This window comes from Pseudomonas sp. C5pp (assembly GCF_000814065.1).
GTDB lineage: Bacteria > Pseudomonadota > Gammaproteobacteria > Pseudomonadales > Pseudomonadaceae > Aquipseudomonas > Aquipseudomonas asiatica.
Genome location: NZ_JWLN01000018.1, coordinates 1 through 25,277 on the forward strand (window position 1 = coordinate 1; position 25,277 = coordinate 25,277).

Consider the following 25,277-nt stretch of genomic DNA (forward strand, 5'->3'; position numbering starts at 1 on the left):
ATGGGCGCGAAGCGGCCCCGCTCTTTTATTGCATCAGCCGCGCTTACGCTGCGGCAGCACATCCTTCAGCTTGGCACGCATGCTGCGCAGGGTCTTCTCGGTAGCCGACCAGTCGATGCAGGCATCGGTAATCGACACGCCATACTGCAGCTCGTCCAGGTTCTTCGGAATCGACTGGCAGCCCCAGTTCAGGTGGCTCTCGACCATCAGGCCGATGATCGACTGGTTGCCTTCGAGAATCTGGTTGGCGACGTTCTCCATCACCAGTGGTTGCAGGGCCGGGTCCTTGTTGGAGTTGGCGTGGCTGCAGTCGACCATGATATTGGCCTTGATCTTGGCCTTGGCCAGGTCCTGTTCGCAGAGGGCGACGCTGACCGAGTCGTAGTTCGGCTTGCCGTTGCCGCCGCGCAGTACCACGTGGCCGTACGGGTTGCCCTTGGTGGTGACGATCGACACGCCGCCTTCCTGGTTGATGCCGAGGAAGCGGTGCGGCTTGGATACCGACTGCAGGGCGTTGATGGCAACGGTCAGGCCGCCGTCTGTGCCGTTCTTGAAACCGACTGCCGAGGACAGGCCCGAAGCCATCTCGCGGTGGGTCTGCGATTCGGTGGTACGGGCGCCGATGGCCGACCAGCTGATCAGGTCCTGCAGGTACTGCGGGGAAATCGGGTCGAGCGCTTCGGTGGCGGTCGGCAGGCCCATTTCGGCCAGGTCCAGCAGCAGCTTGCGGCCGATGTGCAGGCCATCCTGGATCTTGAACGAGTCATCCAGGTACGGGTCGTTGATCAGGCCTTTCCAGCCGACGGTGGTACGCGGTTTTTCGAAATACACGCGCATGACCAGGTACAGCGTGTCGGACACTTCCTCGGCCAGCACTTTCAGGCGCTCGGCGTACTCGTGGGCGGCCTTGATGTCGTGGATCGAGCAAGGGCCGACCACGACGAACAGGCGATGGTCCTTGCCGTCGAGAATATTGCGCACCACTTCACGGCCGGCAGTCACGGTCTGCAGGGCCTTGGCGCTGAGGGGGATTTCCTTCTTGAGCTGATCGGGTGTGATCAGGGTCTCGTTGGAGGCAACGTTCAAGTCATCGATCGGTAAATCAGCCATCGTGTTACTCGTCAGGTCACGGGTGCCGGCCGCCAACTATCCCCGTGCGGCCCAGCAGCAAGAATAATCGCAGCGGGGAGCCGAACCTTAGCGCGTTACAGGTGGCGCGACAATGGGCTGGGCCCAGTCCGTGTGGGGTTTTTCCGAGATGGCAGGTGTTTGCCGAGCATGGGCTGCCCAGCGCCGCGCAACCTGTGTAAAAAGAGGGCTGACTTTTACCAGGAGATCGGCATGCATCCGCACACACCACGTATCGGCATCATCGGCAGTGGCGCCATCGGCGGCTTCTATGGGTTGATGCTGGCCCGGGCCGGCTTCGATGTGCATTTTCTTTTGCGCAGCGAGTACGAGGTTGTCCGCGAGCAGGGGCTGGCTCTGGACAGTGCCGTGCATGGCAACTTGCAGATGAAGGTGCAGGCCTATGCCAGTGCCGCCGACATGCCGCCCTGCGACTGGCTGCTGGTGGGGGCCAAGGCCACCAGCAATGACCAGTTGGCGCCGCTGATCGTGCAGGCGGCCGCACCGGGCGCCAAGGTGGTGCTGCTGCAGAACGGCCTGGGCGTGGAGGAGCAGTTGCGCCCGGCCTTGCGCAGCGACATGCACCTGCTCGGCGGCCTGTGTTTCATCTGCGTCAACCGCCAGGCACCCGGCGTGATCCGCCACCAGGCCCTGGGCGCGGTCAACCTTGGCTACCACAGCGGGCCGGCCAACGATGGCGGCGCCGCGCTGGTCAATGAGGGGGCTGAGCTGTTCCGGGCTGCGGGCATCGACTCGCAGGCCATGCCCGACCTGGCCCAGGCACGCTGGCAGAAGCTGGTATGGAACGTGCCCTATAACGGCCTGTCGGTGCTGCTCGGTGCCAGCACCACGCCGTTGATGGCCGACAGTAACGGCCGTGCCCTGATCCAGGCCTTGATGGCGGAGGTAGTACAAGGCGCGGCGGCATGTGGCCATGTGTTGCCCGAGGGGTATGCCGAGCACCTGTTCCAGGTGACCGAGCGCATGCCCGACTACTGGCCCAGCATGTACCACGACCATGTCCACAAGCGCCCGCTGGAGCTGCAGGCCATCTATGGCGAGCCGTTGGCACGGGCGCGTGCGGCAGGCTGCCGCTTGCCGCGCATGGAGATGCTGTACCAGGCGTTGGCTTTCATCGACCGGGGCGAACAGCCCCGCTGAGGGGGGGCTCTGGCCCCGTCGGGGCGCTCCAGCCCGCATCGGCAGCGCGCCGGACGGCAAAGCGTGCGTCCGGCGCGCTGCTAAGCTGAAGCTTGCTCTGCCGCAGCGGCAGTCGAGGAGGTCGAATGATCCACTCCATGCTGTATGCCACCGACCTCGGTGTCTACGCCCCTTTTGTCATGCAACACGCGCTGGCGCTGGCGCGCACATTTGGCGCCGAGTTGTATGTGATCCATGCGGTGGAGCCCATGGGCCAGTTCGCTGAATCTCTCCTGCAGAGCTACCTCGATGAACAGACGCTCGACCAGTTGCACAGCCAGGGGGTGAATACGGTGATGGCCAATATCGAGCAGCGTGTGCTGGAAAACTTTCGCGACGAACTTGGCGAGGAGGCTGACCTGGCAGTGATCAAGGCAGTGCGGGTACGCCAGGGCGACCCAGCGCAGGTGATCCTGGACCAGGCACAGCGGCTGAGCGTCGATCTGCTGATCTTCGGTAGCCACAGTACCGGCGCCGGCGTGGATGTTCCATTGGGGCGCACGGCGGTACGGCTACTGCAGCTGTCGCCGGTACCGGTATACATGGTGCCGCTGGCGCAGCATTTGGGGCGTAGGAAAGCATGAAGATGGCCGTAGGCCATTTCGGGGTGGTATGTAACAAAATAGTTCTAGATTTATTTCCAGAACCACTAATATAGTTATATATCGTCGCCGCCTGCTGCCGCGGACTCATCGCTGAACCGAGGGAAACCTATGAAGCTTCAACAACTGCGCTACATCTGGGAAGTGGCGCACCATGACCTCAACGTCTCCGCGACGGCGCAGAGCCTGTATACCTCCCAGCCAGGTATCAGCAAGCAGATCCGCCTGCTCGAGGATGAGCTGGGTGTTGAAGTCTTTGCCCGCAGCGGCAAGCACCTGACCCGCGTTACCCCGGCGGGTGAGCGCATCATCAATACCGCCGGCGAAATCCTGCGCAAGGTCGAAAGCATCAAGCAGATTGCCCAGGAGTTCTCCAACGAGAAGAAAGGCACGCTGTCCATCGCCACCACCCACACCCAGGCGCGTTATGCCTTGCCGCCGGTGATCAGCAATTTCATCAAGCAGTACCCGGAAGTGTCCTTGCACATGCACCAGGGTTCGCCCATGCAGATTGCCGAAATGGCCGCGGACGGTACGGTCGACTTTGCCATCGCCACCGAGGCGCTGGAGCTGTTCGGCGACCTGATCATGATGCCGTGCTACAAGTGGAATCGCTGCGTGGTAGTGCCGCAGGGCCATCCGTTGACCAAGCTGCCAAAGCTTACCTTGGAAGCGGTCGCCGAATACCCGATCGTTACCTACGTGTTCGGTTTCACCGGGCGTTCGAAGCTGGACGAAGCGTTCAACCACCGCGGCCTCACGCCGAAAGTGGTGTTTACCGCGGCTGACGCCGACGTGATCAAAACTTATGTGCGCCTGGGGCTGGGCGTGGGGATCGTCGCCAAGATGGCGGTGGACACCAAACTCGACAGCGACCTGGTGGCCCTGGATGCCAGCGAGCTGTTCGAAGCCAGCATTACCAAGATCGGCTTCCGCCGCGGCACTTTCCTGCGTGGCTTCATGTGCGACTTCATCGAGAAGTTCGCCCCGCACCTGACCCGTGAAGTGATGGCCAAGGCCATCCAGTGCCACAACAAGCAGGAGCTGGAAGACCTGTTCGAAGGCGTCGAACTGCCGGTGCACTGATCTAGAATCGTACGGGGCCGCTTTGCGGCCCCAGCTGTGTTATGCCTTGCTGATCAGGTTGCCCGCGTGCAACCCGCATTCCTTCTGCGTCGACTCTTCCCACCACCAACGCCCTTCGCGCTCATGCTGGTTTGGCAGCACCGGGCGGGTGCAGGGCTCGCAGCCGATGCTGATGAAGCCGCGCTCGTGCAGGCTGTTGTACGGCAGCTCCAGCATGCGGATATAACCCCACACCTCCTCGCTGGTCATCTGCGCCAGTGGGTTGAACTTGTACAGGGTGCGTTCGGGCGTGGAGAACGCGCTGTCGATTTCCACTGCAGCCACCTGGCTGCGGGTGCCCGGGCTCTGGTCGCGGCGCTGGCCGGTGGCCCAGGCGCTAACGGTGGCCAGCTTGCGGCGCAGCGGCTCGATCTTGCGGATGCCGCAGCACTCGCCGTGGCCGTCCTTGTAGAAGCTGAACAGGCCCTTTTCCTTGACGAACGGGTCGAGCTTGGCGCGGTCGGGGCTGAGGATTTCGATCGGCAGGTTGTACTGCTCGCGGACCTGGTCGATGAACCGGTAAGTCTCCGGGTGCAGGCGGCCGGTGTCGAGGCTGAACACCTTGACCTGCTTGTTCAGCTTCCAGGCCATGTCCACCAGCACCACGTCCTCGGCGCCGCTGAAGGAGATCCACAGGTCATCACCGAAGTGCTCGAAGGCAAGCTTGAGGATGTCCTGCGGGGACTTGTTGGCATAGGTCGCGGCCAGGGCGGCGACGTCGAAGGGTTGGCTCATCAGGCGGTTTCCATCTTGGCTGTGGCGCTGTGCGCTCGTAGTGAGGTGATGGTAACAAAAAATGCCGGGTTAGGCGGGCTTGGAGTCGGTGGCGCCTGCTCCGCGGGCTCGCCCGCTCCCGCGAAGTAGGCGCCGCCGATCACAAGCCTTGCAGGGTCTCCATCAACACCCTCACCTTGGCAATCGACTCTTCATATTCGGCCTGCCACTCGGAGTCGGCCACCACCGCGCCGCCGCCCCAGCAACTGACCTGCCCACCCTTGACCAGCAGGCTGCGAATGGCAATCGAGCTTTCCATCTCGCCGCGCACATCCACGTAGAGCAGTGAGCCGCAGTACAGCGCCCGGCGTGCCGGCTCCAGTTCATCGATGATCTGCATGGCGCGGATCTTCGGCGCGCCGGTGATCGAACCGCCGGGGAAGCTGTCGCCGATCAGGTCCAGGGCGTCCTTGTCGCTGGCCAACTGGCCGGTGATGCTGCTGACCAGGTGGTGCACGTTGGGGTAGCTCTCCAGGCTGAACAGCTCCGGCACCTTCACCGAGCCGATCTCGCAGGTACGCCCCAGATCGTTGCGCAGCAGGTCGACGATCATCAAATTTTCCGAGCGATCCTTGGGGCTGTGCAGCAGCTCCTCGGCATTGCGCATGTCTTCTGTCGGGTTGCTGGCGCGCGGGCGGGTGCCCTTGATCGGCCGGGTTTCCACCTGGCGCTGGCTGACGCGGATGAAGCGTTCGGGCGAGAAGCTCAGCAGGGCGCTGCCGTCGGCCAGTTGCTGGTAGCCGGAGAAGGGGGTGGGGCACGCTTTGCGCAGGGCCTGATAAGCGTGCCACGGGTCGCCTTGGCAGGGCGCGCGGAAGCGCTGGGTAAGGTTGATCTGGTAGCAGTCGCCGGCCTGGATGTAGCGCTGCACCTGGTCAAAGGCGGCCTTGTACTGCTCGGGCTGCAGGTCGCCGGCCATCGGCGCGAGTAGCTGGAAGCTGCCGCTTTGCGCGTTGTCGACACCTTCGAACAGGGCGATCAGGCGTTCCCGTTCGCTGCCCGGCAGGCTCGGGTGGAACACCAGTTGGCTGGTCGCGCACTGGTGGTCGGTCACCAGCGCCCAGGCATACAGGCCCAGTTGCGCGTCCGGCAGGCCAAGGTCGTCCACGGCCAGGCTGGGCAGGTGTTCCAGGCGGCGGCCGAAGTCATAGCTCAGGTAGCCGATCAGGCCGCCGGCAAACGGCAGCTCGCTGCCTGCGGGCAACTGCGCATGGCCCAGTCGTGCCAGGCCGGCGCGCAGGCGCTGGAGGAAGGTGCGGCCTTCTTCGTCGGGCTGCGCTTGCAGGTGTTGCAGCGGCCAGGCGCTGAGCAGGTCGAAGCGCCCGCGTTCGGCGCCGGGGCGGGCGCTGTCCAGCAGGATCGCACCGGGGGCCTGGCGCAGGCGGGCGAAATAGGCGGCAGGGTCGGGCTGGTAGGGCAGGGGGTGGAGCGTACAGGTCGGCATCAGTGTGTACGGCGATGTAAAAGCGAGGAGGGCGATTGTAGACCTGTGCAGGAAATGCGCCTAGCGCTGGGCGCGACATTCAACATTGTGTTTGGCGCCGGGGGCTGCTTTGCAGCCCATTCGCAGCACAAGGCTGCTCCTACAGGAGATAGCGTAAACCTGTAGGAGCAGCCTTGTGCTGCGAATGGGCCGCAAAGCGGCCCCCGGGTTGCTAGCGCGGATGCACGTGCCCGAACAAGCCTTGCGATACCCGCACGCGCTGTTCGGCATCTTCGCTGATGCCATCCTTGGCCAGCGCTTCCAGGTGCGCCTCGATGGCGTGGGTGCGCTGGGTCAGGCCGCAGTCGTTGGCGATCTGGATGTTCAGGCCGGGGCGGGCGTTGAGCTCGAGAATCAGCGGCCCCTTGTCCTGGTCCAGCACCATGTCGACACCGATGTAGCCCAGGCCGCACAGCTCGTAGCAGCCGGCGGCCAGCTTCATGAAGCCGTCCCAGTTCGGCAGTTGCACGCCATCCACCGCGTTGGTGGTGTCCGGGTGCTTGCTGATGATGTTGTTCAGCCAGGTGCCGCGCAAGGTCACGCCGGTAGCCAGGTCGACACCCACGCCGATGGCGCCCTGGTGCAGGTTGGCCTTGCCGCCGGACTGGCGGGTCGGCAGGCGCAGCATGGCCATCACCGGGTAGCCCATCAGCACGATGATGCGGATGTCCGGCACGCCTTCGTAGCTGATGCTCTTGAAGATCTGGTCGGGGGTGACCCTGTACTCGATCAGCGCACGGTCGCGGTGCCCGCCCAGCGAGTACAGGCCGGTGAGGATGCTCGAGATCTGGTGTTCGATCTCCTCGTGGCTGATGATCTTGCCCGATACCGTGCGGTAACGGTCCTCGAAGCGGTCGGCGATCACCAGGATGCCGTCACCGCCAGCGCCCTGCGCCGGCTTGATGACGAAATCGTTGCGCCCGCCGATGATCTGGTGGAGCTTCTCGATCTCTTTCTCGGTCTCGATGATGCCGTACATTTCCGGCACATGGATGCCGGCCGCCAGGGCGCGCTCCTTGGTGATGATCTTGTCGTCGACGATCGGGTACAGGTGGCGCTTGTTGTACTTCAGCACGTAGTCCGCGTTGCGCCGGTTGATACCCATGATGCCCCGGGCCTCCAGGGCTTTCCATGTCTTGATCAGGCCAAACATCAGGCGTCAGCCTTCTTCAGGAATGCCTTGAAGCGCACGAGCTCGGTCAGGCGGTAGCCGCGGTAGCGACCCATTGCCAGCATGAAGCCCACCAGGATCAACAGCACGGCCGGGAAGGTGAACACGAAGTACACCAGCTCCGGCACCATCATCAACAGGTGCGCCAGGGAAGCGGCGAACAGGGTGCCGATGGCAACCTTCATGGCATGGCCGCCGCCACGCTCTTCCCAGGTGATCGACAGGCGCTCGATGGTCATGGTCAGGATCACCATCGGGAACAGCGCAACCGACAGCCCGCGCTCCAGGCCCAGCTTGTGGCTGAACAGGCTGATGGCGGCAATCAGCACCACGACGAAGGTCAGTACCACCGACAGGCGTGGCAGCATCTGCAGCTTCAGGTGTTCCAGGTACGAACGCAGCGACAGGCCCAGGGCGGTGATTACCGTGAACAGCACGATACCGAAGCCCAGCTGGGTCTCGCGGAAGGCCAGGGCGATCAGTACCGGGGTGAAGGTGCCCAGGGTCTGCAGGCCGACCAGGTTGCGCAGCACCAGGATCACCAGCACGCCGATCGGGATCATCACCATGATCATGAAGGTTTGCTGGGTCTGCAGCGGCAGGCCGTACAGCGAATATTCGAGGAAATCGGCGTCGGTATTCTCGTCGGTCAGCTTGGCCAGGCGGATGGCGTTCATCTCGCTGTTGTTCATGCTGAAGGTAACGTTGGCCTTCTTGCCGCCATCGACGGTGATCAGGTTGTCGTCACCGGTCCACCACAGCAGGCGATCGCTGGGCAGGCCTTGCTCGCCGGTGTCGGGGTTGAAGTACAGCCAGTCGGTACCGTTGAAGCTGCGCAGCCACAGTTCCGGCGTTTGCGGGGTGTCGGCCACCAGGCGGATGGTGTGCACCTTCTCCATCGGTACGTGGGCGATCGACAGCAGCAGGTCGATGACCTGGGCCTTCTTCATGGCCGAGGTGTCGCCGGCCAGCAGCAGCTTGACGTTGTCGTCGTTGAGGTTGTTGACCCGCTTGATGGTCTCGCTGACGAAGGTCTCGACGTCGGCCGAGTGCTGGCGGATCGGCGCCATCAGGGCCTCGGCGGCGATCTTCTCGGGGCCTTCCACTGCCAGGCTGTCACGGAAGGTCGGGCCTTTGACCGTGGTCTTCTCGTTGCTGTAGCGCTTGGTCAGCACCAGGCGGTAGTAGAGGGTCTGGTTGCCGCTGGCGCGGCGGGCCGACCAGGTGACCTTGCGGTTGCCGTCGGCACGGTTGACGCTCACCCCGTAGTTGTTGGAGATGAAGCTCTCGTTGAGGCTGACGTAATCGCGGTTCAGCGGTGGCACGAACATCTGCACCTTGACCGGGTCCTTGGTGCTGGCCACGAACTCGACCTTGGCGTCGATATTCCACAGGTCGTCGGTTTCATCCTCGGTTACCGGGATGCCGAGTACGAAGATCTGATAAGCCGTGACCGCCACGCCCAACAGCACCAGCACGGTGATCAGGACTTTCAGATGGAGGGTAAGAGAGCGCATCGGGATTACTCTGCTTTGGGAGCGTCGGTGGCACAGGCAGGTTTGCCGGCCGCGTATTTAAGGCTTGGGTCGACCAGCGCGTCGAAGTGCTTGAGCGCCTCGGAGCCGATCAGCAGCGGGAACTGGAAGGCGCTGCGGTCGGTGAGGTTGACTTCGATGGTGCGCATGGCCTGGCCCATGCAGATTTCAAGTTCGATGACCGGGCGTGCGGTGTAGGCCTTGCCCGATTCGGCATCATAGTCGCCGGCCCGGCGCTTGATCTTGCTCACGCGTGCCAGCGGGCGTTCGATGGGGTGCGAATGGGCGGCGTCGATGGCCAGGTAGAAACGCACCCAGCTTTCGCCGTTGCGCTTGAAACGCTTGATGTCACGGGCGCTGAGCGACGCGGTCTTGGCGCCGGTGTCGAGCTTGGCGGCCACTTCCAGGTCCAGGTCGCCCAGGCGTGCATATTCGTTGAGACCGTACACGGTCTTGCCTGCGGCCTGGCCAAGGGCCGGCAGCAGGGTGAGGCAGAGCAGCAATGATGCGGGTGTAAGTCTCATATTCCTGGCGCGGTGCAGTGCAAGGTTCGGGGCTGTTTTCAAAGCCATGTTCAGAGCCGTGTTCAGGGCAAGGCGACTGGCAGCGACTGCGCAAGCTTCCTCGTTAATCTGTCAACAGCATGAATGGATGACAGACAGGCTATCCATACTCCGTCGGAGGCGCGGCATTCTATCACGCCGGCGCCTTGACGCCAGCGGTGCGCGATCTGACAGCACCGGGCTGGCATTAGTTCGTTCTTAGACGATTGTCGACAATATTGATTTTGTCTTTGACTGCTTCGGTCTAATTCGCTAATTTCTGGCAAAGAGATTTTCAAGGTGTCGACAATATGCAGGACCTATCCACCCCCGGCCCGGTGCTGACAGACGAAACGGAAACCTTGTCCGAAAACGTCTTCCGGCGCATCCAGGCAGCTATCGTCAAGGGCGATATCGCCCCCGGCAGCAAGATTTCCGAGCCGGAGCTGGCGCGTACCTATGGCATCAGCCGCGGGCCGCTGCGCGAGGCCATCCACCGCCTCGAAGGCCAGCGCCTGCTGGTGCGCGTGCCGCATGTGGGGGCGCGGGTGGTGTCGCTCAATCATGCCGAACTGATCGAGCTGTACGAAATTCGCGAATCGCTGGAAGGCATGGCTTGCCGCCTGGCCGCCGAACGCATGAGCCAGGCCGACATCGACGAACTGCGCCGGGTGCTCGACACCCACGAGCGCGACGCCGCGTTCCAGGCCGGCCTGGGCTATTACCAGCAGGAAGGCGACTACGACTTTCATTACCGGATCATCCAGGGCAGCGGTAACCAGACCCTGGTCAAGATGCTCTGCGGCGAGCTGTACCAGCTGGTGCGCATGTACCGCATCCAGTTTTCCGCCACGCCCAACCGGCCGCGCCAGGCCTTTGCCGAACACCACCGCATTCTCGATGCCATCGCCGACCGTGACGGCGAGCTGGCCGAACTCCTGATGCGCCGCCACATCGGCGCGTCCAAGCGCAATATCGAGCGTCACTATCTGGACGCCCACAACAACAGCCCACGAGGTGAGAAATGACTGTGAAGAGCACCCCCGGTCAGCGTTTCCGCGACGCCGTTGCCGCTGAACATCCGCTGCAGGTGGTTGGCGCCATCAATGCCAATCATGCCCTGCTGGCCAAGCGCGCCGGCTTCAAGGCCATCTACCTGTCCGGTGGCGGCGTCGCCGCCGGTTCGCTGGGCCTGCCGGACCTGGGCATCAGCGGCCTGGACGATGTACTCACCGATGTGCGCCGCATCACCGACGTGTGCGACCTGCCGCTGCTGGTGGATGTCGACACCGGTTTCGGTGCCTCTGCCTTCAACGTCGCCCGCACCGTGCGCTCGATGAGCAAGTTCGGCGCTGCCGCCATCCATATCGAGGACCAGGTTGGCGCCAAGCGCTGCGGCCACCGCCCGAACAAGGAAATCGTCAGCCAGCAGGAAATGGTCGACCGCATCAAGGCCGCAGTCGATGCCCGTACCGATGACAGCTTCGTGATCATGGCGCGTACCGACGCCCTGGCCGTCGAGGGCCTGAACGCCGCCCTGGACCGCGCCGCCGCCTGCGTCGAGGCCGGTGCCGACATGATCTTCCCGGAAGCCATCACCGAACTGCAGATGTACAAGACCTTCGCCGACCGGGTGAAGGCACCGATCCTGGCCAATATCACCGAGTTTGGCGCCACGCAGCTGTACACCACCGAGGAGCTGGCCTCGGTCGACGTGTCGCTGGTGCTGTACCCGCTGTCGGCGTTCCGCGCCATGAACAAGGCGGCCGAGAATGTTTACACCGCGCTGCGCCGCGACGGCACGCAGAAGAACGTGATCGACACCATGCAGACCCGCATGGAGCTCTACGATGCCATTGGTTACCACGCCTTCGAGCAGAGCCTCGATGCGCTGTTTGCCCAGAAGAAGGGCTGAAGGTCAAAGATTTGCGTTAGAGCGGCTGGCCTCTTCGCGGGTGAACCCGCTCCCACAAGTACGGCGTGATGCTCGATGCCTGTGGAACCCTGTGGGAGCGGGTTTACCCGCGAAGGGGCCGGCCCAGGTTTCAACGATTAGCCAGATTTCCATAACAAGTTCAAGAAAGGAGAAACACCATGGCCGAAGCAAAAGTACTCAGTGGCGCAGGCCTGCGCGGCCAGGTGGCCGGCCAGACCGCGCTGTCGACCGTGGGCCAGGCCGGTGCCGGGTTGACCTACCGCGGTTACGATGTGCGTGACCTGGCTGCCGGTGCCGAATTCGAGGAAGTCGCCTACCTGCTGCTGTATGGCGAGCTGCCGAGCAAAGCCGAACTGGCCGACTACAAGCGCAAGCTCAAGGGTCTGCGCGACCTGCCGCAAGCCCTGAAGGAAGTGCTCGAGCGCATCCCGCGTGACGCCCACCCGATGGACGTGATGCGCACAGGTTGCTCGGTGCTGGGTACCCTGGAGCCCGAACTGACCTTCGAGGCCCAGCGTGACAAGACCGACCGCCTGCTGGCGCTGTTCCCGGCGGTGATGTGCTACTGGTACCGCTTCACCCACGACGGCGTGCGAATCGACTGCACTAGCGACGAAGACACCCTCGGTGGTCACTTCCTGCACCTGCTGCACGGCAAGAAGCCGAGCGAGCTGCACGTCAAGGTCATGAACGTGTCGCTGATCCTCTACGCCGAGCACGAGTTCAACGCCTCGACCTTCACCGCTCGCGTCTGTGCCTCGACCCTGTCCGACCTGTACTCCTGCGTCACCGCTGCCATCGGCTCGCTGCGCGGCCCGCTGCACGGCGGTGCCAACGAGGCGGCGATGGAATTGATCGAGCGCTTCCAGAGCCCGCAGGAAGCCACTGCCGAGCTGCTGCGCATGCTCGAGCGCAAGGACAAGATCATGGGCTTTGGCCATGCCATCTACAAAGAGTCCGACCCGCGCAACGAGGTGATCAAGGGCTGGTCGAAACAGCTCGCCGACGAAGTCGGTGACAAGGTGCTGTACCCGGTCTCCGAAGCCATCGACAAGACCATGTGGGAGCAGAAGCGCCTGTTCCCCAACGCCGACTTCTACCATGCCTCGGCGTACCACTTCATGGGCATCCCGACCAAGCTGTTCACCCCGATCTTCGTCTGCTCGCGCCTGACCGGCTGGGCGGCGCACGTCTTCGAACAGCGTGCCAACAACCGCATCATCCGCCCGAGCGCCGAGTATGTCGGCGTCGAGCAGCGCCAGTTCGTGCCGATCGAGCAGCGCTGACAGGCCGTACCTGTGGGGGCCTGTTCCGGCCTCATCGCCGGCAAGCCGGCTCCCACAGGGACTGCACCAGCCTCAGGAGCAGTGCAATACCTGTGGGAGCCGGCTTGCCGGCGATGAGGGCGGAACAGCTGACACAGGGCTGCAACCAGAAAGCTATCCACGACCGTACCGTGACCGAGCCTGATAACGATATGAACACTGCATTCCGCAAGCACCTGCCAGGCACCGACCTGGACTACTTCGATGCCCGCGCGGCGGTCGAGGCCATCAAGCCCGGCGCCTACGATGGCCTGCCTTACACCTCTCGCGTACTCGCCGAGAACCTGGTGCGCCGCTGCGACCCGGCTACCCTCGACGCCTCGCTGGGCCAGCTGATCGAGCGCAAGCGCGACCTCGACTTCCCGTGGTTCCCGGCCCGCGTGGTGTGCCACGACATTCTCGGCCAGACTGCACTGGTCGACCTCGCCGGCCTGCGTGACGCCATTGCCGACAAAGGCGGCGACCCGGCCCAGGTCAACCCTGTGGTGCCGGTGCAACTGATCGTCGACCACTCGCTGGCCGTCGAGTGCGGTGGTTTCGACCCGCAGGCCTTCGAAAAGAACCGCGCCATCGAAGACCGCCGCAACGAAGACCGCTTCCACTTCATCAACTGGACCAAGAAGGCGTTCAAGAACGTCGACGTGATCCAGCCGGGCAACGGCATCATGCACCAGATCAACCTGGAGAAGATGTCGCCGGTGATCCACAACGACCGTGGCGTGGCCTACCCGGATACCTGCGTCGGCACCGACAGCCACACCCCGCATGTCGACGCCCTGGGCGTGATCGCCATCGGCGTGGGTGGCCTGGAGGCCGAGAACGTGATGCTCGGCCGTGCCTCGTGGATGCGCCTGCCGGAAATCGTCGGCGTCGAGCTGACCGGCAAGCTGGCGCCGAACATCACCGCCACCGACCTGGTGCTGGCCCTGACCGAATTCCTGCGCAAGCAGAAAGTCGTCGGCGCCTACCTGGAGTTCCACGGCGAGGGTGCCCGTGCCCTGACCCTGGGCGACCGCGCCACCATCTCCAACATGGCCCCGGAGTATGGCGCCACTGCGGCGATGTTCGCCATCGACCAGCAGACCATCGACTACCTGCGCCTGACCGGCCGCGAAGAGCAACAGGTCAAGCTGGTGGAAACCTATGCCAAGGCCACCGGCCTGTGGGCCGACAGCCTGGGCGGCGCAGTCTACGAGCGCACCCTGAGCTTCGACCTGTCGAGCGTGGTGCGCAACATGGCCGGCCCGTCCAACCCGCATGCCCGCGTCGCCACCAGCGACCTGGCGGCCAAAGGCATCGCCGGCAGCTGGGAAGAAGTGCCAGGGCAGATGCCAGATGGCGCGGTGATCATTGCTGCCATCACCAGTTGCACCAACACCAGCAACCCGCGCAACGTGATTGCCGCAGGCCTGCTGGCGCGCAATGCCAACAAGCTGGGCCTGGCCCGCAAGCCGTGGGTCAAGTCGTCTCTGGCGCCTGGCTCCAAGGCCGTGCAGCTGTACCTGGAAGAGGCCGGGCTGGAGAAGGAGCTGGAACAGCTCGGCTTTGGTATCGTCGCCTTCGCCTGCACCACCTGCAACGGCATGTCCGGCGCCCTGGACCCGGTGATCCAGCAAGAAATCATCGACCGTGACCTGTACGCCACCGCCGTGCTGTCGGGCAACCGCAACTTCGACGGGCGCATCCACCCGTATGCCAAGCAGGCGTTCCTCGCTTCGCCGCCACTGGTGGTGGCCTACGCCATCGCCGGTACCATCCGCTTCGACATCGAGAAGGATGTGCTGGGCGTGGTCGATGGCAAGGAAATCCGCCTCAAGGATATCTGGCCCAGCGACGAAGAAATCGACGCCGTGGTACGTGCCGCGGTCAAGCCGGAGCAGTTCCGCAAGGTGTACATCCCGATGTTTGCCATCGAGGAAGACCGTGGGCCGAAGGTGGCGCCGTTGTATGACTGGCGCCCGATGAGCACCTACATCCGCCGCCCACCATACTGGGAGGGTGCCTTGGCCGGTGAACGGACCCTGCGCGGCATGCGCCCGCTGGCAGTGCTGCCGGACAACATCACCACCGACCACCTGTCGCCGTCCAACGCCATCATGCTCGACAGCGCAGCCGGCGAGTACCTGGCGAAGATGGGCCTGCCGGAGGAGGACTTCAACTCCTACGCTACCCACCGTGGCGACCACCTGACCGCCCAGCGCGCCACCTTTGCCAACCCCAAGCTGTTCAACGAAATGGTGCGCAAGGAAGACGGCAGCGTGAAGCAGGGCTCGCTGGCGCGTATCGAGCCGGAAGGCAAGGTCACCCGCATGTGGGAGGCGATCGAGACCTACATGGAGCGCAAGCAGCCACTGATCATCGTCGCCGGTGCCGACTACGGCCAGGGTTCGTCCCGTGACTGGGCGGCCAAGGGTGTGCGCCTGGCCGGTGTCGAGGCGATCGTCGCCGAAGGCTTCGAGCGTATTCACCGCACCAACCTGGTGGGCATGGGCGTGCTGCCGCTGGAGTTCAAGCCGGGCACCGACCGCAAGACCCTCGGCCTGGATGGCAGCGAAACCTATGACGTGCTGGGCGCGCGCACGCCGCGGGCGACGCTGACCCTGGTGGTTACCCGCGCCAACGGCGAGCGTCTGGAGGTACCGGTGACCTGCCGCCTGGACACTGCCGAGGAAGTGTCGATCTACGAGGCCGGCGGGGTGCTGCAACGCTTCGCCCAAGACTTCCTCGAAGCGACCGCCTAATCAAGAGCAGCGCGGTCCTCTGTGGGAGCGGGTTTACCCGCGAATGCGTCAGCAGATACAACATTGTTTTCTGATCGGACGCTTTCGCGGGTGAACCCGCTCCCACAGGGGGTGCGCAAGACAGGAATTGAACATGGCTCATGTACCGCAAGTAAAAATCCCCGCCACCTACATCCGCGGCGGCACCAGCAAAGGCGTGTTCTTCCGCCTGCAAGACCTGCCCGAGCAGGCGCAGATCCCTGGCCCGGCCCGCGACGCACTGCTGCTGCGGGTGATCGGCAGCCCCGACCCTTACGGCAAGCAGATCGACGGCATGGGCGGTGCCACTTCGAGCACCAGCAAGACTGTGATTCTGTCGCAGAGCATCAAGCCTGAGCACGACGTCGACTATCTGTTCGGCCAGGTCAGCATCGACAAGGCCTTCGTCGACTGGAGCGGTAACTGCGGCAACCTCTCCGCCGCGGTCGGTTCGTTCGCCATCAGCAGCGGCCTGGTCGACCCGGCACGCATTCCGCGCAATGGCATCGCCACCGTGCGCATCTGGCAGGCCAACATCGGCAAGACCATCATCGCCCATGTGCCGATCACCGAAGGTGAAGTACAGGAAACCGGCGACTTCGAGCTGGACGGGGTGACCTTCCCGGCCGCCGAGGTGCAGCTGGAATTCCTCGATCCGGCGGCCGACGAAGATGGCGACGGCGGGGCGATGTTCCCCACCGGCAACCTGGTCGATGACCTCGAGGTGCCGGGTGTTGGTACGTTCAAGGCGACCCTGATCAATGCCGGCATCCCGACCATCTTCGTCAATGCGGCGGATATCGGCTACACCGGCACCGAACTGCAGGACGCCATCAACGGCGACCCACAGGCGCTGCTGCGCTTCGAGACGATTCGCGCCCATGGTGCCGTGCGAATGGGCCTGATCGACAACGTCGACCAGGCTGCCGGGCGTCAGCACACGCCGAAAGTGGCTTTCGTCGCGCCGCCGAGCACCTACACTGCGTCCAGTGGCAAAGCGGTGCAGTCAGGTGATATCGACCTGCTGGTACGGGCCTTGTCGATGGGCAAGCTGCACCATGCAATGATGGGGACGGCCGCGGTGGCCATCGGTACCGCGGCGGCCATTCCGGGCACGTTGGTCAACCTCGCCGCAGGCGGGGGCGAGCGCAGCGCCGTGCGTTTCGGCCACCCCTCGGGCACCCTGCGGGTGGGGGCCGAGGCGCGCCAGGTGAATGGTGAATGGACAGTGACCAAGGCAATCATGAGCCGCAGTGCTCGCGTGCTGATGGAGGGCTGGGTTCGCGTGCCTGGCGATAGCTTCTAACGCACCACTGGCGCTCGGCTTTAGTGAGTTGGGGCCGCTTTGCGCCCCTTCGCGGGCTTGCCCGCTCCCACAGGTAATCCACAGGTTTCGAAGGCTGTGGTGTACTTGTGGGAGCGGGCAAGCCCGCGAAGGGCTGCAACGCAGCCCCGGCAATTCTGAAGGGAGCTGGATATGAGCGCCAACGTAGACCTCAACGCCCGCCCGGACTACGACCGGGTGCTGCAAACCCTCGCCGATTACGCCCTCACGTATCGGGTCGAATCCGCCGAAGCCCTGGATACCGCGCGCAACTGCCTGATGGATACCCTCGGCTGCGGCCTGCTGGCCCTGCGCTTCCCCGAATGCACCAAGTTGCTAGGCCCCCAGGTGGAAGGCACCGTGGTGCCCAATGGCGCCCGCGTGCCCGGCACCGCCTACCGCCTCGACCCGGTCAAGGCTGCCTGGGACATCGGCTGCACGGTGCGCTGGCTGGACTACAACGATACCTGGCTGGCCGCCGAATGGGCCCACCCGTCGGACAACCTCGGCGGCATCCTGGCCGTTGCCGATCACCTGTCGCAGAAGCGCGTGGCCGCAGGTGAAGCGCCACTGCTGATGCGCGATGTGCTCGAAGCCATGGTCATGGCTCACGAGATCCAGGGCGTGCTGGCGCTGGAAAACGCCTTCAACCGCGTTGGCCTCGACCATGTGATTCTGGTCAAGGTAGCCTCCACCGCCGTGTGCGCCAGGCTGATGGGGGCCAACCGTGAGCAGATGCTGAGCGCCTTGTCCCACGCGTTCGTCGATGGCCAGGCGCTGCGTACCTACCGCCACGCGCCCAACGCTGGTTCGCGCAAATCGTGGGCCGCCGGTGATGCTTCCAGCCGTGGCGTGCGCCTGGCCGACATTGCCCTGCGTGGCGAGATGGGCGTGCCTGGCGTGCTCACCGCGCCGCAGTGGGGCTTCTACGATGTGCTGTTCAGCCACACCAACAAGGACCTGGCGCTCAAGCCGTCCGAACAGCAAGAGCTGCACCTGCCGCAAGCCCTGGGTAGCTACGTGATGGAAAACGTGTTGTTCAAGGTCAGTTTCCCTGCCGAGTTCCACGCCCAGACTGCCTGTGAGGCTGCGGTAACATTGCATCCGCTGGTACGTAACCGCCTGCACGAGATCGACCGTATCGTCATTACCACTCAGGAGTCGGCGATCCGCATTATTTCCAAGAGCGGCTCGCTGGCCAATGCCGCCGACCGCGACCACTGCCTGCAGTACATGGTGGCAGTGCCACTGATTTTCGGGCATCTGGTGGCCGAGCATTACGAAGACGCCTTCCATGCCAACCACCCAAGCATCGACCGCCTGCGCGAAAAGATGGAGGTGGTGGAAGACCCGCGCTTCAGCCGTGAGTACCTGGAGCCGGACAAGCGCTCGATCGCCAATGCGCTGCAAGTGTTCTTCAAGGATGGCAGCAGTACCGAGCAGGTGGTGGTGGAATACCCGATCGGGCATCGCCGGCGGCGAGGGGAGGGCATACCGTTGCTGGAGGCCAAGTTCAGGGAAAACCTGGCGACGCGCTTTGCGCGGCAGCGGTGTGGGGAGATCGTGGATGTGTGCAAGGACCAGCAGAAGCTGGAGCAGATGGCGGTGCACAGGTTTGTCGACCTGTTCGTGATCTGAGGTTGCCTGTGCTGGCCTCTTCGCGGCTAAAGCCGCTCCCACAAGGTCTTGCGCAGCCCTCGAAAACTGTGGGGTCCCTGTGGGAGCGGCTTTAGCCGCGAAGAGGCCGGTACAGGTTGAAACAAGAAAGCCCCGACATTTCTGCCGGGGCTTTCTTTTACATCTTACAACTCAGCTTACGCCTGAACCACCGGGATCTTGGCGTTGGCTGCCGCTTCGCGGAACTCGGCGATCTGGTCGAAGCTCAGGTAGCGGTAAACGTCGGCAGCCATGCTGTCGATGTCCTTCGCGTACTGCATGTACTCTTCGACGGTCGGCAGCTTGCCGATGATCGAAGCGACAGCGGCCAGCTCGGCCGATGCCAGGTACACGTTGGTGGCGTCGCCCAGACGGTTCGGGAAGTTACGGGTCGAGGTGGAGACCACGGTCGAACCGGTCTGCACACGTGCCTGGTTACCCATGCACAGCGAGCAGCCTGGCATTTCCATGCGCGCGCCAGCCTTGCCGTAGATGCCGTAGTAGCCTTCTTCGGTCAGCTGGTGAGCGTCCATCTTGGTTGGCGGGGCCAGCCACAGACGGGTCGGGATACCGCCCTTGACCTTGTCCAGCAGCTTGCCGGCAGCGCGGAAGTGGCCGATGTTGGTCATGCACGAACCGATGAACACTTCGTCGATCTTCTCGCCCTGTACCGAAGACAGCAGGCGGGCATCGTCCGGGTCGTTCGGTGCACAGAGCACAGGCTCTTTCACTTCGGCCAGGTCGATTTCGATGATCTCGGCGTATTCGGCATCGGCGTCGGCCGACAGCAGCTCAGGCTTGGCCAGCCAGGCTTCCATGGCCTGGGCGCGGCGCTCCAGGGTGCGGGCATCGCCGTAGCCTTCGCCGATCATCCAGCGCAGCAGGGTGATGTTGGACTGCAGGTACTCGGCGATGGCCTTCTCTGGCAGCTTGATGGTGCAACCGGCAGCGGAACGCTCGGCCGAGGCGTCGGACAGCTCGAAGGCTTGCTCGACGGTCAGCTCGTTCAGGCCTTCGATCTCGAGGATGCGGCCGGAGAAGATGTTCTTCTTGCCCTTCTTCTCGACGGTCAGCAGGCCCTTCTGGATGGCGTAGTAAGGGATGGCGTGGACCAGGTCACGCAGGGTGATGCCTGGCTGCAGTTTGCCCTTGAAGCGCACCAGCACGGATTCTGGCATGTCCAGCGGCATGACGCCGGTGGCGGCGGCGAAGGCCACCAGGCCGGAACCGGCCGGGAACGAGATGCCGATCGGGAAGCGGGTGTGCGAGTCGCCACCGGTACCCACGGTGTCAGGCATCAGCATGCGGTTCAGCCAGCTGTGGATGATGCCGTCGCCCGGGCGCAGCGACACGCCGCCACGGGTGCGGATGAAGTCTGGCAGGGTGTGGTGGGTGGTGACGTCGATCGGCTTCGGATAGGCCGCGGTGTGGCAGAACGACTGCATCACCAGGTCAGCGGAGAAGCCCAGGCACGCCAGGTCTTTCAGCTCGTCGCGGGTCATCGGGCCAGTGGTGTCCTGGGAACCGACGGTGGTCATCTTCGGCTCGCAGTAGGCACCTGGGCGCACGCCCTGGCCTTCTGGCAGGCCGCAGGCACGGCCGACCATTTTCTGTGCCAGGGTGAAGCCCTTGCCCGAATCGGCAGGCTGCTCCGGCTTCTTGAACAGGTCGGAGGCGCCCAGGCCCAGTTCGGCACGGGCCTTCTCGGTCAGGCCACGGCCGACGATCAGCGGGATACGGCCGCCAGCGCGGACTTCATCCAGCAGCACTTCGGTTTTCAGCTCGAAGGTGGTGACCAGTTCGTCGCTGCCGTTACGGCGCACTTCGCCCTTGAACGGGTAAACGTCGATGACGTCGCCCATGGCCAGGTTGGTGCAGTCGAATTCGATCGGCAGGGCGCCGGCGTCTTCCATGGTGTTGTAGAAGATCGGGGCGATCTTGGTACCGAAGCAGAAACCACCGGCGCGCTTGTTCGGTACGTACGGGATGTCGTCGCCGAAGAACCACAGCACCGAGTTGGTGGCGGATTTGCGCGAAGAACCGGTACCGACCACGTCACCGACGTAGGCAACCGGGTAACCCTTGGCCTTGACCGCTTCGATCTGGGCCAGCGGGCCGACCGAACCAGGCTGCTGCGGCTCGATGCCGTCGCGGGCCATCTTCAGCATGGCCAGTGCGTGCAGCGGGATGTCAGGGCGCGACCAGGCGTCCGGGGCAGGGGACAGGTCGTCGGTGTTGGTTTCGCCAGGCACCTTGAACACGGTCAGGGTGTACTTGTCGGCGATGGCCGGACGCGAGGTGAACCACTCGCCGGCAGCCCAGGATTCCAGCACGGCCTTGGCGTGAACGTTGCCGGCCTTGGCTTTTTCGGCCACGTCGTGGAAGGCATCGAACATCAGCAGGGTGTGCTTGAGCTGTTCGGCCGCGACGGCGCCCAGTTCGGCGTCATCCAGCAGTGCGACCAGCGTTTCGATGTTGTAGCCGCCCTGCATGGTGCCCAGCAGTTCGGTGGCGTGCTTGCGGTCGATCAGAGGCGACTTGGCTTCGCCTTTGGCGACGGCGGAGAGGAAAGCGGCCTTGACATAGGCAGCTTCGTCGACCCCTGGCGGTACGCGGTGGGTGATCAGGTCTACGAGGAAGGCTTCTTCGCCGGCCGGCGGGTTTTTCAGCAGCTCGACCAGGCCTGCAGTTTGTTCGGCGTTCAGCGGCTGGGGCACGATACCCAGGGCGGCACGCTCTTCGATGTGTTTGCGGTAGGCTTCAAGCACAGTTATTTCCCTCATCAGTGGTCCCTAAAGGGGGTCCGGGACGCTCATCCAGCATTCAATGCACCCATGCGCTGCCACGGCTTTGTGGGCCGCCCAGCCAGAGTCGCAAAGAATCCTTACAGAAGCTGCTTTCAAAGTTTTACGCCTGCAGAACGGGGAGCTGATGAGGGCTGGCACGGGCATGCGAGGGATGCATGGCCCGGGCCAACGCCGTTCTACCGGATGAACTGTGCTCGTGACGCTTTGAAAACAGCTTCCAACGGACATTGTTGCCTTTGAAAAGGCGGGATGATTCTACGGCAAAAAAAGCCCGAAGGTAAGGCGGCGAAGATGACTTTAACGAGTGACCCTGGTTAGACAAAGGGCTAACATGGGTTCGTGTTCCATCGCCAAGCTGTTGTTTTTCATGTCCAACAAGTCCATCAAGACCCCTTGCGTCGGCCTGTGCTCCACGGTTTACGGAGACACGGTTTGCCGTGGCTGCAAGCGGTTTCACCACGAAGTGATCAACTGGAACGGCTACGACGATGCGCAGAAGCGCGCCGTGTGGCTGCGCCTGGAGCAGCTGCTGGTGCAGGTGATGATGGCCAAGCTGGAGGTGTTCGACAAAGGCCTGCTGCGCCAGCAACTGGAGCAGCGTTCCATCCGCTTTGTCGAGCAGCAGTCGGAATATTGCTGGGCGTACCAGCTGATTGCCCGCGGGGCGCGGATGATCCGCGACCTGGAAGCCTACGGCATGGTGCTGTTGCCGGAATTCCGCGACTGGGAGCTGCCGCAGTTGCGCGACGCCATCGACCGCGAATTCTTCCTGCTGTCCGAGGCGCATTACCAGCGCTACATCGCCCCGGCGTTCCTGCAACAGGCATTGGAGTAGGCTGTTTCCCGCTGATTTCGGGCGGCATTGCTCGCGTAGTGTCCGGCGTTTTCCATGTACAGGAAGCGCCCATGAGCGACTATGTCTACCACCCGGAATTTTCCTTTTTGGCTCGCTGCTGGTGGCAGCTGGGCGATGAGCTCCTGCATCCCGATCAGTGGGACGCTTCGACCGCCAGGCTTGCCCCCATGTGGCTGCATTATGGCGGGGCCGGTTTTCACAATGACCACTGGTACCGATATCTGCGGGCCGAGCCCGAAGGCACCGGCCCATTGCAGCTGGAGCCATGGAGCTACACCTTGCCCAGTCATGTGTATGGCGAGCTGTTCTGGTTCGGAGCCTATATCAGCGGTACGGACCGGACCGGGGCGACGCTGCGCTATGAAATGCGGCCTTATGACCGGAACTGGAAACCGCTGAAGCGGATTGTCTACAGTAAGCCGGGGGCGCTGTCAGGCTTTGCAGGCTATGCGGGCGTGAAGGACCAGACCGAGGCGGCGGCCGGGCGTGAGCATCTGACCGATCCGCAGCACCTGTGGAACCTTTCGGGTATCAACCACAACGATATCAAGCGCGGGGCGCGGTTATGCAATGTCGTTCTGGTCGACGCCGCCGGGCAACGGGCCAGGCGCATCGCCAACCGGGAGGCATGGCTGATAAACACGCTGACTGGCGAACCAGGCCTGATGGCCCTCGAAGTGCTGGACTACGCCCATGAAGCGCGCGATGTCGCCTGGGGCACGGGCCTGCAGCGGGCGGGCAGCAGTCAGGCGTTCAAGGCAGAGCACAGTTTCATCGCCAGTTTGTGCTGGCGGCCCGATGAGACGCCAGCCGGCCCTGCCGGCTCCACGGACGGCGTGCAGGGCTTGGTGGCAGCTCGCTTTGACGAAGGCTGGGAGTGGAACCCACGGGCAAGGTTGAGTGTGGAGCAGACCGATGCTTTGGGCACGCGCTGGCGCGACGATGAAACCCGACCGGCATGCGAGCGTTTCTGGTTTGCCGCCTACCTCGATAACGGGGTGTATGCGTATGAGATCTGGCCGCTTGACGAGCGTGGTCGGCGCCTGAACTTCACCCTGCGCAAACAGAAGGGCTGGACCATGAGCCTGGCGCAGCGCTGGCAATCGGTTCGTGCGGAGGCGGATATTCTCTGGCATCTGGACGGGTTGGACCCGGCTGCCTTGCAGGCGGGGGCAACTGTGGCCAACGTGAAACTCAGGCACAGCAGTGGCCGAGTCGTGAAGCTGGCAGATCGCAGCGAACGCAGGCTGGGTACGGAGGCGCTGGGTGAGGAAGGATCCCTGACTGTGCAGGTGCTGGAAACCTCGGCCAGGTTCTAGGGGGGGCGCAAGGGCGCTGCTACAGCGCCCTTGCCGGGGTTCAGTCGCCGCTGTACTCGCAACCGCTGGTGCAGGTTTCGTGGATGCGCACCTTCGACAGTTCCGGCAGCAGCGGCTTGACCTGGTCCCAGATCCACTTGGCGATCACTTCACTGGTGGGGTTTTCCAGGCCCGGGATGTCGTTCAGGTAGTTGTGGTCCAGTTGCTCGTAGATCGGCTTGAAGATCGCCTTGATCTCGGCGAAGTCGCGGATCCAGCCGGTGTGCGGGTCGAGCGGGCCGGTCAGGTGCAGGCCGACCTTGAATGAGTGGCCGTGCAGGCGACCGCATTTGTGCCCGGCAGGGACGTGCGGCAGGCGGTGGGCCGACTCGAATGTAAATTCTTTAAAAATTTCCACGCTGTCATAACTCTATGTGAATCAAGAATGCGCGCAGTCTACCAGCATGGCCGCTACAAGGCTTGCAGGCGTTCATGCAACCGCCCGGTGGCAATCAGCTCCAGCAGCTCGTCGCCCAGCCGCTGGCTCTCGGCAATGGCCTTGTACCAGTAGCGCTTGCGGCCAGGCGCATCGCCCATGAAACGCTTGAAGTCATTGCGGTCGGGCAGCTTGCCGTAGGGCAGGGCCGCCAGGTACTGCGGCGAGGGCGTCATCAGCAGCACGTTCTGCAGGCGCGTGGCATCGCCCTTGCGCCAGGGCAGGGCCTTGTCGAACCAGCCGGGTACGACCTTGTCGGTGAAGTGCGGGTACAGCACCAGGTCGTCGCCGCGGTAGGGCAGGTCGAGGTGGTAGTCGAGCAGGCCGCCGTCGCGGTAAGTGCCTGCACCTGCACCAGGGATGTCTTTCACGCCTTCCATGACCATGGGGATGGAGCCCGAGGCAAGCAGGGCATGGCGCAGGTTGGCCAGGTCCAGCGGCAGGCAGCGCGAGGGGAAGTCGGTCAGTGCGTCGAGCGGCGGCGTGGCGCGGCCGTCGTGCAGGATGACGCGCTCGAAGTGCCGTGCCAGGCGCGAGCGGCCGAGCAGGTTGCTGGCGATCACCGAACCCAGGCCGAGGCCCAGGCGGCCCCGATGGTCGTGGGCGAGCTGGCCATGGCTCTTCACCACCAGGATGTTCAGGCGATAGTGCGGGTTGGCCAGCAGCTGGCTGTCGCGGCCTTGCAGCAGGTCATCGAGCATGTGTTGGCAACTGCGGCTGATTTCGGCCGGGGTGACGCCCTTGGCGAAATCCTGCTCGGTGTACAGTTCGCCCAGGCGACGGATGCCTGCGACCGGGTCGTCGAGGCAGGCACTGGCAAAGCGCCAGGCGCCGATCGAGGCGCCGATCAGCGCACGTTGGCGTGGCGCCGACGGCAGCCACTCACCGAACAGCGCCAGGTCCAGGCCCTGGATGCCCAGCGGCTTCGACCCGCCAGCCGCACCCGGCAGCACACCGACATCGGCCGCCTGCAGGCCGCGCTCGCGGACCTGCCGCAGGGCACGTTGGCCGGCCTTGAAGGTGAGGGCGGGGTATTTGATGTGAATGGCGCTCATGGCGGATCTCTTGGGCGGCAGGCAAGTCATTGTAAAGGGTTCAAGGCACGCACAGGACCTGTAGGAGCAGCCTTGTGCTGCGAAGAGGCCATTGCTGGCGAAGAAAATCTGTTGCCCTAGTGGCCCATTCGCAGCACAAGGCTGCTCCTACAGGTATTTGCCCCATGCCGCGGCCTGTGATGAACCGGTGAGAGCTGCGCTATCA

The 25,277-nt window shown here is 63.7% G+C and carries 20 protein-coding genes; 11 read left to right on the plus strand and 9 right to left on the minus strand.

Features of this window, described 5'->3' with window-relative positions:
- Window positions 1-33 precede the first annotated feature (33 nt).
- Complete coding sequence (locus RR51_RS15950) at window positions 34-1,110, minus strand: 3-deoxy-7-phosphoheptulonate synthase (RefSeq protein WP_013971901.1); 1,077 nt, start codon at window positions 1,108-1,110, stop codon at window positions 34-36.
- Between the two features lie 231 nt (window positions 1,111-1,341).
- Here RR51_RS15950 and RR51_RS15955 point away from each other — a divergent pair, with 231 nt between their 5' ends.
- The 3 genes from RR51_RS15955 to cysB all read left to right on the plus strand — a co-directional run bounded on the left by RR51_RS15955 (window position 1,342) and on the right by cysB (window position 4,016).
- On the plus strand, window positions 1,342-2,289 hold the full coding sequence (locus tag RR51_RS15955; protein ID WP_039614055.1) for a putative 2-dehydropantoate 2-reductase: 948 nt from the start codon (window positions 1,342-1,344) through the stop codon (window positions 2,287-2,289).
- Window positions 2,290-2,414: 125 nt separating this feature from the next.
- On the plus strand, window positions 2,415-2,912 hold the full coding sequence (locus RR51_RS15960; protein ID WP_013971903.1) for a universal stress protein: 498 nt from the start codon (window positions 2,415-2,417) through the stop codon (window positions 2,910-2,912).
- Between the two features lie 129 nt (window positions 2,913-3,041).
- Window positions 3,042-4,016 carry an HTH-type transcriptional regulator CysB gene (gene cysB, locus RR51_RS15965; RefSeq protein WP_013971904.1) on the plus strand — a complete coding sequence of 325 codons (975 nt, stop codon included), beginning with the start codon at window positions 3,042-3,044 and terminating at the stop codon, window positions 4,014-4,016.
- A gap of 39 nt (window positions 4,017-4,055) precedes the next feature.
- Here the strand turns inward: cysB and RR51_RS15970 are convergent, their stop codons facing one another.
- The 5 genes from RR51_RS15970 to rloA form a co-directional block, all read right to left on the minus strand.
- Window positions 4,056-4,790, minus strand: coding sequence for a phosphoadenylyl-sulfate reductase (locus RR51_RS15970; protein ID WP_015269712.1), 735 nt, complete (start codon window positions 4,788-4,790; stop codon window positions 4,056-4,058).
- Between the two features lie 139 nt (window positions 4,791-4,929).
- Window positions 4,930-6,273, minus strand: coding sequence for an aminodeoxychorismate synthase component I (gene pabB / locus RR51_RS15975; protein ID WP_039614056.1), 1,344 nt, complete (start codon window positions 6,271-6,273; stop codon window positions 4,930-4,932).
- 211 nt (window positions 6,274-6,484) lie between these two features.
- Window positions 6,485-7,465 (minus strand): alpha-L-glutamate ligase-like protein, encoded by a 981-nt coding sequence (locus RR51_RS15980; RefSeq protein WP_039614057.1) that lies wholly within the window; start codon window positions 7,463-7,465, stop codon window positions 6,485-6,487.
- Window positions 7,465-9,000 (minus strand): osmotic stress tolerance membrane protein RloB, encoded by a 1,536-nt coding sequence (gene rloB, locus RR51_RS15985; RefSeq protein ID WP_013971908.1) that lies wholly within the window; start codon window positions 8,998-9,000, stop codon window positions 7,465-7,467. Before rloB ends, RR51_RS15980 begins: the two co-directional genes overlap by 1 nt.
- Window positions 9,001-9,005: 5 nt before the next feature.
- Window positions 9,006-9,542: a retropepsin-like aspartic peptidase RloA gene (rloA, locus tag RR51_RS15990; protein WP_023662146.1), complete on the minus strand. Its 537-nt coding sequence runs from the start codon at window positions 9,540-9,542 to the stop codon at window positions 9,006-9,008.
- A gap of 329 nt (window positions 9,543-9,871) precedes the next feature.
- On the opposite strand from rloA, the gene RR51_RS15995 reads away from it, so the two are divergent.
- The 6 genes from RR51_RS15995 to prpD all read left to right on the plus strand — a co-directional run bounded on the left by RR51_RS15995 (window position 9,872) and on the right by prpD (window position 18,542).
- Entirely contained in the window at window positions 9,872-10,588 is a 717-nt protein-coding gene (locus tag RR51_RS15995) for a GntR family transcriptional regulator (protein WP_039614058.1), read from the plus strand.
- Window positions 10,585-11,475, plus strand: coding sequence for a methylisocitrate lyase (prpB, locus tag RR51_RS16000; protein ID WP_039614059.1), 891 nt, complete (start codon window positions 10,585-10,587; stop codon window positions 11,473-11,475). Before RR51_RS15995 ends, prpB begins: the two co-directional genes overlap by 4 nt.
- A gap of 179 nt (window positions 11,476-11,654) precedes the next feature.
- Complete coding sequence (gene prpC, locus RR51_RS16005) at window positions 11,655-12,782, plus strand: bifunctional 2-methylcitrate synthase/citrate synthase (protein ID WP_013971911.1); 1,128 nt, start codon at window positions 11,655-11,657, stop codon at window positions 12,780-12,782.
- A gap of 191 nt (window positions 12,783-12,973) precedes the next feature.
- The gene (gene acnD, locus RR51_RS16010) at window positions 12,974-15,562 is read left to right on the plus strand and encodes a Fe/S-dependent 2-methylisocitrate dehydratase AcnD (RefSeq protein WP_015269715.1); all 2,589 of its coding nucleotides are present in this window, start codon (window positions 12,974-12,976) and stop codon (window positions 15,560-15,562) included.
- Window positions 15,563-15,695: 133 nt separating this feature from the next.
- Window positions 15,696-16,886: a 2-methylaconitate cis-trans isomerase PrpF gene (gene prpF, locus RR51_RS16015; protein WP_039614060.1), complete on the plus strand. Its 1,191-nt coding sequence runs from the start codon at window positions 15,696-15,698 to the stop codon at window positions 16,884-16,886.
- A 171-nt stretch (window positions 16,887-17,057) separates the two neighbouring features.
- Entirely contained in the window at window positions 17,058-18,542 is a 1,485-nt protein-coding gene (gene prpD, locus RR51_RS16020; RefSeq protein ID WP_039614061.1) for a 2-methylcitrate dehydratase, read from the plus strand.
- 176 nt (window positions 18,543-18,718) lie between these two features.
- Here prpD and acnB read toward each other — a convergent pair whose 3' ends face one another.
- Entirely contained in the window at window positions 18,719-21,328 is a 2,610-nt protein-coding gene (gene acnB, locus RR51_RS16025) for a bifunctional aconitate hydratase 2/2-methylisocitrate dehydratase (RefSeq protein WP_023661205.1), read from the minus strand.
- A gap of 406 nt (window positions 21,329-21,734) precedes the next feature.
- Here acnB and RR51_RS16030 point away from each other — a divergent pair, with 406 nt between their 5' ends.
- Together RR51_RS16030 and RR51_RS16035 are read left to right on the plus strand one after the other, a co-directional pair.
- The gene (locus RR51_RS16030) at window positions 21,735-22,202 is read left to right on the plus strand and encodes a DUF1289 domain-containing protein (protein WP_161795747.1); all 468 of its coding nucleotides are present in this window, start codon (window positions 21,735-21,737) and stop codon (window positions 22,200-22,202) included.
- 71 nt (window positions 22,203-22,273) lie between these two features.
- Window positions 22,274-23,542 carry a hypothetical protein gene (locus tag RR51_RS16035; protein WP_039614063.1) on the plus strand — a complete coding sequence of 423 codons (1,269 nt, stop codon included), beginning with the start codon at window positions 22,274-22,276 and terminating at the stop codon, window positions 23,540-23,542.
- Window positions 23,543-23,582: 40 nt separating this feature from the next.
- Here RR51_RS16035 and queD read toward each other — a convergent pair whose 3' ends face one another.
- On the minus strand, window positions 23,583-23,939 hold the full coding sequence (gene queD, locus RR51_RS16040) for a 6-carboxytetrahydropterin synthase QueD (protein WP_025338446.1): 357 nt from the start codon (window positions 23,937-23,939) through the stop codon (window positions 23,583-23,585).
- Between the two features lie 53 nt (window positions 23,940-23,992).
- A complete protein-coding gene (locus tag RR51_RS16045; RefSeq protein ID WP_039614064.1) occupies window positions 23,993-25,072 on the minus strand; it encodes a patatin-like phospholipase family protein in 1,080 nt (359 codons plus the stop codon).
- Window positions 25,073-25,277: the final 205 nt, after the last annotated feature.

Coding starts and splice junctions, on each gene's coding strand:
- RR51_RS15950 (WP_013971901.1), bottom strand. CDS start 1,110: ATGGCTGATTTACCGATCGATGACTTGAACGTTGCCTCCAACGAGACC.
- RR51_RS15955 (WP_039614055.1), top strand. CDS start 1,342: ATGCATCCGCACACACCACGTATCGGCATCATCGGCAGTGGCGCCATC.
- RR51_RS15960 (WP_013971903.1), top strand. CDS start 2,415: ATGATCCACTCCATGCTGTATGCCACCGACCTCGGTGTCTACGCCCCT.
- cysB (WP_013971904.1), top strand. CDS start 3,042: ATGAAGCTTCAACAACTGCGCTACATCTGGGAAGTGGCGCACCATGAC.
- RR51_RS15970 (WP_015269712.1), bottom strand. CDS start 4,790: ATGAGCCAACCCTTCGACGTCGCCGCCCTGGCCGCGACCTATGCCAAC.
- pabB (WP_039614056.1), bottom strand. CDS start 6,273: ATGCCGACCTGTACGCTCCACCCCCTGCCCTACCAGCCCGACCCTGCC.
- RR51_RS15980 (WP_039614057.1), bottom strand. CDS start 7,465: ATGTTTGGCCTGATCAAGACATGGAAAGCCCTGGAGGCCCGGGGCATC.
- rloB (WP_013971908.1), bottom strand. CDS start 9,000: ATGCGCTCTCTTACCCTCCATCTGAAAGTCCTGATCACCGTGCTGGTG.
- rloA (WP_023662146.1), bottom strand. CDS start 9,542: ATGAGACTTACACCCGCATCATTGCTGCTCTGCCTCACCCTGCTGCCG.
- RR51_RS15995 (WP_039614058.1), top strand. CDS start 9,872: ATGCAGGACCTATCCACCCCCGGCCCGGTGCTGACAGACGAAACGGAA.
- prpB (WP_039614059.1), top strand. CDS start 10,585: ATGACTGTGAAGAGCACCCCCGGTCAGCGTTTCCGCGACGCCGTTGCC.
- prpC (WP_013971911.1), top strand. CDS start 11,655: ATGGCCGAAGCAAAAGTACTCAGTGGCGCAGGCCTGCGCGGCCAGGTG.
- acnD (WP_015269715.1), top strand. CDS start 12,974: ATGAACACTGCATTCCGCAAGCACCTGCCAGGCACCGACCTGGACTAC.
- prpF (WP_039614060.1), top strand. CDS start 15,696: ATGGCTCATGTACCGCAAGTAAAAATCCCCGCCACCTACATCCGCGGC.
- prpD (WP_039614061.1), top strand. CDS start 17,058: ATGAGCGCCAACGTAGACCTCAACGCCCGCCCGGACTACGACCGGGTG.
- RR51_RS16030 (WP_161795747.1), top strand. CDS start 21,735: ATGTCCAACAAGTCCATCAAGACCCCTTGCGTCGGCCTGTGCTCCACG.
- RR51_RS16035 (WP_039614063.1), top strand. CDS start 22,274: ATGAGCGACTATGTCTACCACCCGGAATTTTCCTTTTTGGCTCGCTGC.
- RR51_RS16045 (WP_039614064.1), bottom strand. CDS start 25,072: ATGAGCGCCATTCACATCAAATACCCCGCCCTCACCTTCAAGGCCGGC.